Raw genomic sequence first — 12,527 nt, 5'->3', positions numbered from 1 at the left:
TTTTCATGGGAGAGGTCCGTTTGACCAGCGCAGAAACCGACCGGCAGAACAACAGCAGGACCGAAGAGGGCCGGGCCGGGGCCGGGGGCGGCAGGGGGAGCGCGCGGTCACGCCGCGCGGCCGGCTTCGCGGTCTGGTACCTGCGCGTCGTCACCTTCGTCAACTTCCTCAGCGCCGTGTGGGTCTCGCTCGGGCAGGACCTGCGCGACCACAACACCGAGGACTTCTACACCCCGTACCTGCTCACCGCGGGCTTCGGCTCCGGCCTGTTCTCGCTGCTGCTCGCCGTCACCATGGGGCGCCGCAAGCGGGCCGCGTGGATCCTGAACCTGGTGCTCGCCGGGCTGCTGCTGGTCCTGTTCGTCGCCGCGTTCTGCACCCCCGGCTACCCGGAGATCCGGGAGCACGCACAGAACTGGGTCTCCCTCGGCCTGACCGCCGCCTTCGTGGCCGCCCTGCTGCTGGGCCGCCGCGAGTTCTACGCCAGGGGCGACCGGTCCAACCCGGCCCTGGCCTCCGCCGTCGCCGCCGTCGGCCTGCTGCTGACCTCGCTGGTCGCGGCGCTGCTCGTGGGCGCCGCCAACACCGTGCCCGCCGGCACCGAGGCCCCGTTCCTGGCCCGCTGGAAGTACGGGGTGATGCGCCTGGTCACGCTCGCCGAGAGCGACCGGGGCTACCCGGGGATCGTCACGCCCGGCTGGGTCGACGTGTTCATCAACGTCATGTCCTTCCTGCTGCTGCTGGCCGTGCTGCTGGCCGCGTTCCGCTCCCGCCGGGCCGTCGACCCGCTCACCGAGGAGGACGAGGAGCGGCTGCGCGCCCTCCTCGCCAAGCAGGGCGACCGCGACTCGCTGGGGTACTTCGCGCTGCGCCGCGAGAAGAGCGTCATCTGGTCCCCCACCGGCAAGGCGGCCATCGCCTACCGCGTGGTCGGCGGCGTCTCGCTGGCCTCCGGCGACCCCATCGGCGACCCGGAGGCCTGGCCGGGCGCGATCGAGCCGTGGCTGGCCGAGGCCCGTGAGCACGGCTGGGTGCCGGCCGTGATGGGCGCCGGCGAGGAGGCCGGCACGATCTACGCCCGACACGGCCTGGACGCGCTGGAACTGGGCGACGAGGCGATCGTGGAGACCGCCGACTTCACCCTGGAGGGCCGCGCCATGCGGACCGTGCGGCAGGCGTACAACCGGGTCAGGCGGGCCGGCTACGAGGTGCGGATCCGGCGGCACGCGGACATCCCCGCCGAGGAGATGGCCGAGCTGCTGCGCCGCGCCGACGACTGGCGCGACGGCGCCACCGAACGCGGCTTCTCCATGGCCCTGGGCCGGCTGGGCGACCCCGCCGACGGCCAGTGCGTGATGCTGGAGTGCACCGACGGAACCGGCGAACTGCGGGCGCTGCTGTCCTTCGTGCCGTGGGGGCCCAGGGGGCTGTCCCTCGACCTGATGCGCCGCGACCGCGACTCCGAGAACGGCCTGATGGAGTTCATGGTCATCGAACTCCTGCAACGCTCCGGGGAGATCGGGGTCACCCAGGTCTCCCTCAACTTCGCGATGTTCCGGTCCGTCTTCGAACGCGGCTCCCGGCTGGGCGCCGGACCCGTGCTGCGCCTGTGGCGGTCCCTGCTCAGCTTCTTCTCCCGCTGGTGGCAGATCGAGTCCCTCTACCGGGCCAACGCCAAATACCGGCCGATCTGGGAACCGCGGTTCATGCTCTTCGAGAAGAGTTCGGACCTGCTGCGCATCGGTATCGCGGCGGGCCGCGCCGAGGGCTTCTTGGAGGCGCCCGGCCTGCCGAAGTGGCTGCACCGCAAACACCTGGAGACGATGCGTTGACGCCGCCGACGCACCCCGCCGTACGCCGGTTCGCCCGCCGCGAGTGGGGCCCGCTGTACGGCACGGTGCGCGGCGCGCTGGTGCGGCGGGGGTGGCGGGCGGCTCCGGTGACCCTCGGGGCGGTCTGCCTCACCCTGGTGTTCCAGATCGTCCAGAACCAGGCCTGGGGCTACGGGTTCGTCCAGGACGTGGGGTCGGTGAGGGCCGCCGACCCTCTGTGGCAGGCGCTGCTGCGCACTCCCCTGTCGCTGTTCGTGCCGGCCCCGGACCTGCCGGTGTGGGGGGCGCTGGCGCAGATGCTGCTGGTGTTCGGCATCGCGGAGATCTGCGTCGGCTGGTGGCGGACGCTGGCGGTCGGTTACCTGGCGACGCTCGCCGGCACCACCTACGCGCGGGTGGGCCTCGCCCTGGGCCCTGAACACCCCCTGGGATTGCCGGAGTCGGACCGGCTGGTCAACGACACCGGGCCCTCGGCGGCCGTGGTGGGGCTGGCCGTGTTCGTCTGCTGGCGCTACGGGGCGCACCTCACCGGTGGCCTGGTGGTCCTCGCGATGGCCGCGGAGGTGCTGGTGAAGGACAACCTGGCCGGCGAGGAGCACCTCGCCGCGGTCGCCGCGGTGCTGCTGCTGTGCGCCGCCGTCACCCTCCGGAACCGGCGGACCCCCGCCCCGCCGCCGGGGCTCGGCCCCCGCCCCCGGTCAAGCCCGAGCGGCGACTGAGCGGGACCGGGCCACCGGGGGCAGGCCGTACCGTAGGCGGGTGACGACGACATACCCGGGTGCGCGGAGCGGGCCCTTCGGCGCGCTGTGGGGATGGGCGCGGACGCATCCGCTGGCCACGGACGCCGTGCTGGCGTTCGGGGCGCTCGTCTGCATGGTGCTCGGCTCCTTCGCCGACCCGCACGGGCCGCACGGCCCCACGTTCGGCACCCGCTCCCCGCAGCCCCTGTCCTTCGTGCTGATGGTGCTCGGCGCGAGCGCGCTCGTGCTGCGCCGACGCTGGCCCCGGGCCGTGCTGGTCGCGACCGGGGGGCTGACCCTGCTGGAGCTGGTGTCCGGGGACCCCCGGGCGCCGGTCGCCATGTGCGCGGTGATCGCCCTGTTCACGGTGGCCGCCGGCAGCGACCGGCCCACCACCTGGCGGGTCGGCCTCCTCACCATGACCACGCTCACCGCGGTGGCCATGCTGTCCGGGCCGGCGCCCTGGTACGCGCAGGAGAACCTCGGCATCTTCGCCTGGACCGGAATGGCCGCGGCCGCCGGTGACGCGGTCCGCAGCCGGCGCGCCTTCGTCGACGCCATCCGGGAGCGGGCCGAACGGGCCGAACGGACCCGGGAGGAGGAGGCCCGGCGACGGGTCGCCGAGGAGCGGCTGCGGATCGCCCGCGACCTGCACGACGTGGTGGCCCACCACATCGCCCTGGTCAACGTGCAGGCGGGGGTGGCCGCCCACGTCATGGACCGGCGCCCGGACCAGGCCAAGGAGGCCCTGGCCCACGTACGGGAGGCCAGCCGCTCGGCGCTGAACGAGCTGCGGGCCACGGTCGGGCTGCTGCGGCAGTCCGGGGACCCGGAGGCGCCGACCGAGCCGGCGCCGGGGCTGGCCCTGCTCGACACCCTGGCGGACACCTTCCGGCACGCCGGGCTGCCGGTGTCGCTGCTGCTGGACGAGTCGGACGGGCCACTGCCGGCGGCCGTGGACCTGGCGGCGTACCGGGTGATCCAGGAGGCGCTGACCAACGTCCACAAGCACGCGGGGCCGGGCGCCAGCGCCGAGGTGAGCGTGGTCCGGGTCGGCGTGTCGGTGGAGATCACCGTCCTCGACGACGGCGGTACCTCCGCGGACTCCTCCCCCGGCCCCGGCGCGGCGGGCGAACCGGGCGGCGGCCACGGCCTGCTCGGCATGCGCGAGCGGGCCGGGGCCCTGGGCGGGTCCTGTTTCGCGGGCCCCCGCTACGGCGGCGGCTACCGGGTGCACGTGGTGCTGCCGCTCCAGCCGGCCGCGCCGGAACCGGTCCTGGCGCCCGAGCGCTAGTCGCAGGTGCGGCGCCAAGCGCCGAGCTCGTACTTCTTCTCCAGGGAGCTCAGCCGCAGTTCCCGCGAGAGCCCGCAGAACCGTGAGGTGGGCAGCTCGTACTCGGCGTGGAAGACCGCCTTGCCGGCCGCCGTGAACGGGGCGAGCCGGTGGCACTCGCCGTACTGCGCGCACTGCTCGTTGACCGCGAAGTCGAAGTCCCCGACCAACTCGGGGATCTGCGGCAGGTCGTTCTTCAGGCCCACCGCGAGGCCCCGGTCGTGCGCGAGCCGGGCGATCAGCCGGTTGTAGCGGAGCTGGTCCGCGGCGGTCAGCGGGAACCCGGTGGTGTTGAGGTAGCCGTCCATGTTGTCGGGCTCCACCGCGTCGAAGCCCTTCTTCCGGCACATGTCGATCCGTTCGGCCATCAGCGGCTCCAGCACGTCGGTGCGTCGGATGTCGAGCCAGCGTTCGCCCTCCCAGCCGTTGCCGCGGCCCAGCACCTCCCCGGGGAACCGGCCGGCGTCGGGGCGGAACTCCTCCCAGGCGCCGGTGGACAGGTAGCAGATCAGGCGGCGGCCGTCCTTCTTCAGGGCGGCCGCGGTCTCCCACGAGGTGGTGAACCCGTCGATGTCGTACACCGGTACGTCGACGGAGGTGTCGATCCGGCCGGAGAGCTGCCACTGCCAGGCGGTGCCCGGAGCGGGCCGCCAGCGCTCGCCCGGCACCGGGTCCGGCGGGCCGGGCGGTTCGGGGGCCGCCGTGCACGCGGCGAGCAGCAGCAGCGGCACCAGCAGCAGCGGGGCGCGAAGCCGCGGGCGGCGGCGCCGCCGCTGCGGCACGGGCGGTCGGCGGCGGTTCACCGGGCGGCCTCCAGTGCGTACGGCAGGGTGCCCCACGGGTGCGCCCCGGCGCCCGGGACGGCGCAGTACACCCCGGCGTGCCGGTCCGCGGCCAGTGCGGCGGCGGTGTCCGGGGCGGTCCCGGGCGGCACCGCGTAGACGAGGTGGCAGAACCGGAGCGCGGGATGGCCCGCGGTCCAGCGCGGCACCTCGGCCTCCTGGTAGGCGTCCCAGGGGCCCTCGAAGGTGACCAGCACGTCGGCGAGTTCGGCGTAGCCGGGGTGCGGGTGCGCGCCGTGGTTGAGGACGAGCGTGCGGGCGCCGGCCGCGCGGGCCGCGACGGCCAGCCGCCGGTAGTGCGGCAGCAGCTCGCCGTCGGCGGCGGCCTGGTCGAGGAAGGCCCCGTCGGCCCCGTACCAGTCGCGGTACCGGACCAGGTCGCGGACCACCTCGCCGTGCGGCCGGCGCCCGTAGTCGGTGTCGGTGTAGCCGAGGACGGCCACCCCGGCCTCCCGCAGCCGGGCGGCGGCCGCCGCGAAGCCCTCGTCGGCGGCCCGGCCGGGCCCGCTGGCCGGGTTGAGCACCACCGAGTGGATCCGTTCCGCGTTCCTCACCAGGGCGTCCCAGGCGTCGGGCCGGGCGGCCGGATGCTCGTACAGGGGTACCAGCAGCATGACGTCCTTCCCGTCAGCGGTGGGCCGTGGCACGGCCGAGGAGGATGCAGACCAGGGTCGACAGGACCAGCGCCGCCATGGCCGCCACGAGCAGCTGCAACAGCCGGGGCTGGGCCAGGCCGGCCAGCAGGGCCGCACTCTGCCCGAGGGCGGCGGCCGCGCACACCGCCGCCGCGATCCGGACCGCGCCGAAGGACTGGAGCAGCAGGCCGGTCCACATCACCGTGCCGAGCAGCAGCAGAGTGGCGATCCGGGCCGGGGTGAGGCCCGGCGCGTCCGGCCACAGCAGGGTGCCCGTCACGCCGAGGGCGAGCAGCACGGTCAGGTAGCCGAGCAGGCAGCGGGCGAGGGTGAGGGCCATGGCCCGGCGGAAGGCACGGGTGGAACGCGCCGCCCGCAGCCCGGCCAGGCTGCCGCTGCGGAACCGGTGGAGCAGCCACTCCGCCGGGCCCATGCTGAGCGTGAGGGCCACCGCGGACGGGGCTGCCACGGCTTCCGCGGGGCCTCCGGCCAGGACCTCGCCGAGCGCCGCGTACAGCACGAGCAGTCCGGTGCCCAGGCCGAACACCCCGAACGGGACGGAGTCCGCCAGCCGCGGCCCGCGGGCGGCGAAGTCGTCCTCGACGCCCCGCAGGGTCCGCCAGCGGACCGGGCCGGCGGCCTGCCGGCGGCCGCCCGTACGGCGCAGCCGGCGCGCGGCCGCCCGTACGCCGTCGGCCAGCGGGAGCTCCCGCACGGCCAGCACGCAGGCGGCGGCCAGCGACACCAGCAGCAGCGCCATGCGGAGCGGCACCGGCAGGTCCACCACCAGGCAGGTCACGGCACCCGCCGCCATCGGGCCGAGCGCGCAGAACAGCAGCCGCTCACGGCCCAGCACCAGCAGTACGGTCGCGGCGCCGACGTACACGGCCTGCCCGGCGGCGAAGGCGTAACTGAAGGCCGGCCCGCCGGGAACGGCCAGCGAGGCCGCCGCTCCCAGCAGCGCGCCGGCCGGGGCGCCCACGAGCAGGGTGCGTCCGGCGGCCGCCCGGTCGCCGAGGCCGAGCCAGGAGTACGCGCGGTGTGACAGGGTCTGGTCCCAGACCCAGCCGATCAGCGCGCCGGCCAGCAGGGTCAGCGTCCCGGCGGGCAGGCCCAGCCGGTCCGGCGGGCCTTCGAGCAGGGGCGCGCCGAGGAGGTAGGCCAGGCCGGGCAGGGCGAAGATCACGCCGCGGAGGAGGCAGGCGGTGAGCGGGACCCGCCAGGGGTCGGGGGTGGCGGCGGGTTCGGGGAAGGCGCGCGGGACCCGGGCGTAGAGGTCCTCGGCGAGGCCGAAGGAGTCGTCGCGGCCGTAGGTGAGCCGGATGTGCTCGTCCGTCATGCCGTCGGACTCCAGCACCGCGGCGATCTCGTCGGGGTGGACGGCGGCGGCGATGAACGGGTCGAGCCGCTCGGCGAGTTCCTCCATCGGGTCGGCCGCGGCCGGGCCCTCGCGGCGGGGCCGGGGGACGGCGGGCAGGGCGACCGCGGTGGCGGCGGCCCGCGGCGGGCGGAGCCAGAGGGATCCGCTCACGGCGCGCTCCCGTCCGCGGCGAGCTCCCGCTGGAGGGTGCCGGTGAGCCGCCTGGTCCAGGCCTCGCCCGCGTGTACGGCGGGCAGCGGACCGCCGGCTCCGGCGAGTTCGCGGTAGATGTGCCGGAAGCCGTCCACGGACTGGTCGAGGGTGAACTTCTCCACCACCCGCTGCCTCGACAGGCGGCCGAGTTCGGCCCGGCGCGCGTCGTCGCGGAGCAGGGCGAGGGTGGCGCGGGCCATGAGTTCCGGTTCCCGCGGCGGGACGACCAGGCCGGTGTCGCCGACGGCCTCCCGTACCCCGCCCACGTCGGTGGAGACGGTGGTCCGGCCGCAGGACATGGCCTCGATGATGCTGAACGGGAAGCCCTCGCTGATGCTGGACAGCATCACCACGCTGCCGGCGGCGTAGGCGTCCGCGACCCGTGAGATGCGGCCCTCGTAGGTGATGCCGTCGGTGACGCCGAGTTCGGCGGCGAGGTGTTCCAGCCGCGTCCGGTACTCCTCGCAGCCGGCCGGGACCGGCCCGAAGAGGCGCAGTCGCAGCGCGGGCAGTTCCGCGCGCATGAAGGCGTAGGCGCGGATCAGGGTCTCCAGGTCCTTGATGGGGTCGATGCGGCCGCACCAGCTGAGCGTGGGCACCTCGGGTTCGGCGCCGGCCTCGGGGAAGGTGTGGGGGTCGACGCCGTTGTAGACGGTGCGGATCCGGTCGGCGGGGGCTCCGCCACGTTCCTCCCAGCGCCGGTTGTACCGGTTGCAGGGGGTGATCAGGTCGGCCTGGCGGTAGCCCTCGGAGTTGAGCTCGCGGTAGAAGCCGAGGAGCAGGGCCTTGACCGGCCAGCGGTACTGGGCGGTGCGGTAGCCGAGGTAGCGCTCGCGCAGGTAGATGCCGTGCTCGGTGAGGAGGAAGGGCACTTCGTCGAGGTACTTGGCGGCGAGGGCGGGGAGCGTGGCGAGCCCGCTGCTGACGGCGTGCGCGATGCTGTCCGGGGGTATGCGGACCGTGAGCGGGCGGAGGGCGTGTTCCAGCAGGTCGGTGGCGGTGAGGGCGTCGTGGAGGGTGGGCGCGGCGCCGGCGGTGGTGAGTCCGGGGCGGGTCCACACGCGCATCAGGGTGCGGAGCACCGGTTCGGAACGCAGGGCGGGGGCGAGCCGGCCGGAGCGGGCGAGCCGGGCCAGCTCGCGCAGGGCCTGGCCGAAGCCGCCGTGGCCGGGCTGGAGCAGGGAGAGCAGGAACTGCTCGTAGGTCGCGGTGAACCGGCGGTGGTCGCGGCCGCGCAGGGCGGTGCGGCGGCCGCGGGCGGGCGGCGGTCCCCACAGCGGGAAGGCGGTGTGCCGGTAGACGTTGCGGGGCAGCTCCCAGGTGACGGGTTCGCGGCCGGTGCCGGTGAGGGCGAGTACGTTGAAGTCGACCTCGGGCATCCCGCGGACGAGCTGGTCGCACCAGGTGCTGACGCCCCCGTGGACGTGCGGGTAGGTGCCTTCGGTGAGCATGGTGACATGACGCCCATGGCTCATGTGTGTAAGTCCCCCCATAGGACAGAAAAGGGGCCGGCGCCCGTGGGTCGTGACGGAGCGCCGGCGCTGGGTGTGCGCGTGTGCCGGAGACCGGAGGGTCAGCCGGGCAGCCTGAGCGTGACGGCGCTCTGGAGCAGCTCGGGCCCGGTCCAGGCGGAGCGGGTGCCGGCGTAGGCGGTGCCGTATCCGGTGGTGCCGAGGAGTAGCTGCTTGCGGGTGCCCTCGGGCGCGGTGACCGGGGCGAGGACCCCGGTGGGGGCCTTGACGGTGACCGTGTCGCCGATGCGGTAGGCGGTGACCCTGCCCTCGGCGAGGGCCTTGTCCCAGGCGGCGCGGCGCTGGAGTTCCACGCCGGTGTCCTTCTGGCTCTGGTTCACGATCGGGGTGTTGTCGGCGTGCAGCGCGCGGTAGGTGTCGAGGACCTGGTCGAGGACGGGGTAGAGGGTGCGGTCCTCGGCGAGGTTGGACTGGTGGACGTAGTGGGGGCGCGGGTCGTTGGCGAGTACGTGCCGCAGGGCGGTCCGGGCCTCCTGGGGGACGATGTACGACAGGTAGCCGGTGGCGGTGTCCAGCGGTGCGGGCAGGCAGGTGGAGGTGGCGGGGTTGTCCTCGCAGATGCCGCTGCCGCCGTCGGCACGGCTGGTGTAGATCCAGTTGTACTCGTCGGCCATCTCGGCGTTGGTGCCGGTGTTGTAGTAGACGTTCATCGGGTGCCGGGGCACCGTCTGGGCGTTGCCGAGGGGCCGTTGGGCGGGTTCGCGGGAGTTGTCGCTGGCGATCCAGCGGACGCCGTTGTCGGCGAGGGCGCCGGCCAGGTTGGGGTTGTCCTGGGGCTGCTGGGGGAGGGTCTTCAGCCCGGAGTGCTCCCCGGTGACGAGTTCGGTGCGGTCGAGCGGGATGCCGCGCTGGGCGGCCCAGTCGTGGTTGTCGCGGATCTGCGCGGCGATCTCGGAGCGGCTCATGTACTGGACCGCGCCCTGGGCGTTCGCGGTGCAGCTCCACGGCACGGTGGCGGTGTTCTGCACGCAGCCGAGGAAGGGGTGGGTGTAGGTGTGGTTGATCCACCGGAACCGGGCCTTGTCGGCGAGCAGCTGCGCGGTCATGGCGTCGGTGCCGCCGTGCTGTGCCTTCCACTCCTCCCCCGAGCCGGCGTTGAAGACCATGTCGAGCTTGAAGCCCTGCCGCTGCTGCCACTGGGCGGCGTGGACGGCGTCGGCGGCGGTCATCCGGATCTCGCTCTCCAGGCCCTCGCCTCCGGGGCAGGCGTAGTCGCCGGGGGTGCAGTCGAGCTGCGTGTTCCAGCGGGCGTCGGGGGCGAAGACGTCGTCGACGTGGACGGCGAAGTAGTTGCGGCTCCGGCCGAGGTGGACGCCCTTGGTGAGCCATTCGACGATGCCCCGGGCGAGCAGCCGGTACTGCCGCTGGTGCTGGCTGTAGCCGAAGGTGACGACGAGTTCGCTGCGGCCGTCGTGGGTGTACTCGCCGAGCAGGGAGGCCCGGCCGGAGCCCACGGGGGCGTCGAGGTAGCTGGTGTAGCCGGGGCGCGGCCTGCCCATGAAGCCGTAGCTCTCGGGGATCAGGGACGAGTTGTCCTCGAAGTCGACCTGGCCGCGCAGGTAGCCGAAGGGTCCGGCCTGGCCGGCCGGGGTGACGGTGGCGGCGGTGCCGTCGAGCTGGCCGGCGTAGCCGCCGTTGTCGGTGTACTCCAGGCCGACGCCGGGGTGGGCCCAGGTGTAGGCGTCGACCTGGCGGACGCCGTACGCGGTCTCGTAGGCGGCGAGGGCGGCCATCTCGGGCGAGTCCTCGCCGAACGGGTTCTCGTTGGGCAGGACGACGCCCTGGTACTTGGCGCGCGGCCGGCCGTCGACGGTGTCGGCGAGAAAGGCCGCGTCGACGGTGGGGCGGTCGGACCGGCTCAGCTCGATCCTGGTGAAGGGCACCCCCGAGTCCTTCAGTTCCGTCGTGATGGCCTCCACGGAGGTGCCGCCGTCGTCGACGACGAGCACCCTGAGGTCGACTCGGGGTGTGGCGGCCGCCTCGGCGGCCGCTGCGGGTGATGCTGCTGGTACCGCTACGGACACCAGGGCCGCCGCGACCCATGCGGCTGCGGCCCTGTTCATCCGGTTCCTGTTGACCATGCCGGCCTTTCCCCCCGCAGGCATCCCTCGACGCGGCCCTTGGCGGTCGGTGCCGGGCCGGGGAGGCTCTGTGGAAATCATGCAAAGGGACCCCGCGTCCCCTTGCGAGAGTGGGTCGAGTCTCGCGGACCTCGTCAGGTGTAAAAGGCAAACCTTGAACAGTGGCCACGGATGGGTGAACCTGACGGCCCCTTGATCGAACAATCTGCCAAACCTTCGAGTGGCGTGCGGGGGACCGCGGACGCGTACGCTCGTTCCCGGCGGCCGCCGGGCCCGCTTACGATCGGCTGCGTCGACCGGCGACCCCGGCGAGGGCCACTGCCCACATCACACATACGGAAGCGAGACTTCACCACCGTGACTGCTCTGACTCTCAGCACTGCCGGCGCGGCGACGCTCCGCGCGGACGCCCTCGTCGTCGGCGTGGCGAAGGGCCCCAAGGGCCCGGTCGCCGCCGCGGGCGCCGAGGCCGTGGACAAGGCGTTCGACGGAAAGCTCGCCGCCGTGCTCGACGCGCTCGGTGCCTCGGGCGCCGAGGGCGAGGTCACCAAGCTGCCCGCGCCGGACGGTCTGAAGGTCCCGGTCGTGCTGGCGGTCGGCCTCGGCCCGGTCCCGGAGAAGGACGAGTCGTACGACGAGGAGGCGCTGCGCCGGGCCGCCGGTGCGGCCGCCCGGGCGCTCACCGGCAGCAAGAAGGCCGCGTTCGCGCTGCCGCTGGAGGACGCCTCGGCCGTCACGGCCGTGGCGGAGGGCGCGCTGCTGGGCGCGTACGCCTTCACCGCGTACCAGGGCGTCGGGAAGAACGGCGGCGCGAAGGAGAACGGCGCCAAGCTGCCGCTCGCCGAGGTGGCCCTGCTGGGTGCCAAGCCGCGCGACAAGGAGCACAAGGCCGCCGCGGAGCGCGCGAAGGTGGTCGCGAACGAGGTGAACATCGCTCGTGACCTGATCAACACCCCCCCGAACGACCTCACTCCCGAGGCCTTCGCCGCCGTCGCGCAGACCACGGGCAAGGAACTGGGCCTGAAGGTCCAGGTGCTGGACGAGAAGGCGCTCGTCAAGGGCGGCTACGGCGGCATCATGGGCGTCGGCAAGGGCTCCGAGAACCCGCCGCGCCTGGTGAAGATCGCGTACACCCACCCGGAGGCCGAGAAGCACCTCGCCTTCGTCGGCAAGGGCATCACCTACGACTCGGGCGGCATCTCCCTGAAGCCGGCCGGCCACAACGAGACCATGAAGTGCGACATGTCCGGTGCCGCGGCCGTGTTCTCCGCGGTGGTCGCCGTGGCGAGGCTCGGCCTGCCGGTCAACGTCACCGGCTGGCTGGCGCTCGCCGAGAACATGCCCTCGGGCTCCGCCACGCGTCCCGGCGACGTGCTGCGCATGTACAGCGGCAAGACCGTCGAGGTCCTGAACACGGACGCCGAGGGCCGCCTGGTCCTGGCCGACGCGCTGACCCGGGCCTCCGAGGAGAACCCGGACGCGATCGTCGACGTCGCCACCCTGACCGGCGCCATGGTGCTGGCGCTGGGCGACCGGACCTTCGGCATCATGGCCAACGACGACGCCTTCCGCACCACGGTCCACGAGATCGCCGAGGAGGTCGGCGAGCAGTCCTGGCCGATGCCGCTCCCGACCGACCTGCGCAAGTCCATGGACTCCCCCACCGCGGACATCGCGAACATGGGCGTCCGGATGGGCGGCGGCCTGGTGGCCGGTCTCTTCCTGAAGGAGTTCGTGGGCGAGGGCATCACCTGGGCCCACCTGGACATCGCCGGCCCCGCCTTCCACGAGGGCGCCCCGTACGGCTACACCCCCAAGGGCGGCACCGGCTCGGCCGTGCGCACCCTGGTCCGGCTGGCCGAGCGCACGGCCACCGGCGACCTGGGCTGAGCCGGCGGTCGGCGGACCGCGGTGTGAGACAGCGCACCCCCGGTTTCCCGGGGGTGCGTTCGCTCGCGA

At 73.9% G+C, this 12,527-nt stretch carries 9 protein-coding genes; 4 read left to right on the top strand and 5 right to left on the bottom strand.

Annotated features, from left to right (window positions below; all coding sequences use genetic code 11):
- Window positions 1–5 precede the first annotated feature (5 nt).
- The 3 genes from ACFY61_RS00675 to ACFY61_RS00665 are packed head-to-tail and all read left to right on the top strand — an operon-like array spanning window position 6 to window position 3,866.
- Window positions 6–1,832: a phosphatidylglycerol lysyltransferase domain-containing protein gene (locus ACFY61_RS00675; protein ID WP_389465026.1), complete on the top strand. Its 1,827-nt coding sequence runs from the start codon at window positions 6–8 to the stop codon at window positions 1,830–1,832.
- Window positions 1,829–2,551 carry a hypothetical protein gene (locus tag ACFY61_RS00670; RefSeq protein ID WP_389465023.1) on the top strand — a complete coding sequence of 241 codons (723 nt, stop codon included), beginning with the start codon at window positions 1,829–1,831 and terminating at the stop codon, window positions 2,549–2,551. Before ACFY61_RS00675 ends, ACFY61_RS00670 begins: the two co-directional genes overlap by 4 nt.
- A 40-nt stretch (window positions 2,552–2,591) precedes the next feature.
- Entirely contained in the window at window positions 2,592–3,866 is a 1,275-nt protein-coding gene (locus ACFY61_RS00665) for a sensor histidine kinase (protein WP_389465021.1), read from the top strand.
- Here the strand turns inward: ACFY61_RS00665 and ACFY61_RS00660 are convergent.
- The 5 genes from ACFY61_RS00660 to ACFY61_RS00640 all read right to left on the bottom strand — a co-directional run bounded on the left by ACFY61_RS00660 (window position 3,863) and on the right by ACFY61_RS00640 (window position 10,568).
- Window positions 3,863–4,708 carry an endo alpha-1,4 polygalactosaminidase gene (locus ACFY61_RS00660; RefSeq protein WP_389465018.1) on the bottom strand — a complete coding sequence of 282 codons (846 nt, stop codon included), beginning with the start codon at window positions 4,706–4,708 and terminating at the stop codon, window positions 3,863–3,865. The genes ACFY61_RS00665 and ACFY61_RS00660 overlap by 4 nt on opposite strands.
- The gene (locus ACFY61_RS00655) at window positions 4,705–5,361 is read right to left on the bottom strand and encodes a spherulation-specific family 4 protein (RefSeq protein ID WP_389465016.1); all 657 of its coding nucleotides are present in this window, start codon (window positions 5,359–5,361) and stop codon (window positions 4,705–4,707) included. The genes ACFY61_RS00660 and ACFY61_RS00655 overlap by 4 nt, the downstream gene beginning before the upstream one ends.
- A gap of 13 nt (window positions 5,362–5,374) precedes the next feature.
- A complete protein-coding gene (locus ACFY61_RS00650; protein WP_389465013.1) occupies window positions 5,375–6,913 on the bottom strand; it encodes a hypothetical protein in 1,539 nt (512 codons plus the stop codon).
- Entirely contained in the window at window positions 6,910–8,430 is a 1,521-nt protein-coding gene (pelF, locus tag ACFY61_RS00645; protein ID WP_389465010.1) for a GT4 family glycosyltransferase PelF, read from the bottom strand. The genes ACFY61_RS00650 and pelF overlap by 4 nt, the downstream gene beginning before the upstream one ends.
- Before the next feature lie 98 nt (window positions 8,431–8,528).
- Window positions 8,529–10,568, bottom strand: a complete 2,040-nt coding sequence (locus ACFY61_RS00640) for a hypothetical protein (protein WP_389465007.1) — start codon at window positions 10,566–10,568, stop codon at window positions 8,529–8,531.
- A 357-nt stretch (window positions 10,569–10,925) separates the two neighbouring features.
- On the opposite strand from ACFY61_RS00640, the gene ACFY61_RS00635 reads away from it, so the two are divergent.
- Window positions 10,926–12,458: a leucyl aminopeptidase gene (locus ACFY61_RS00635; protein ID WP_389465004.1), complete on the top strand. Its 1,533-nt coding sequence runs from the start codon at window positions 10,926–10,928 to the stop codon at window positions 12,456–12,458.
- The last annotated feature ends 69 nt before the right edge of the window (window positions 12,459–12,527 follow it).

Source organism: Streptomyces sp. NPDC012888 (genome assembly GCF_042900645.1).
In the GTDB taxonomy this organism is placed as follows: Bacteria; Actinomycetota; Actinomycetes; order Streptomycetales; family Streptomycetaceae; genus Streptomyces.
The sequence above is the reverse complement of the archived record's forward strand: the minus strand, read 5'-3'. Positions and strand labels throughout refer to the sequence as shown.

Coding starts and splice junctions, on each gene's coding strand:
- ACFY61_RS00640 (WP_389465007.1), bottom strand. CDS start 10,568: ATGGTCAACAGGAACCGGATGAACAGGGCCGCAGCCGCATGGGTCGCG.
- ACFY61_RS00655 (WP_389465016.1), bottom strand. CDS start 5,361: ATGCTGCTGGTACCCCTGTACGAGCATCCGGCCGCCCGGCCCGACGCC.
- ACFY61_RS00675 (WP_389465026.1), top strand. CDS start 6: ATGGGAGAGGTCCGTTTGACCAGCGCAGAAACCGACCGGCAGAACAAC.
- pelF (WP_389465010.1), bottom strand. CDS start 8,430: ATGAGCCATGGGCGTCATGTCACCATGCTCACCGAAGGCACCTACCCG.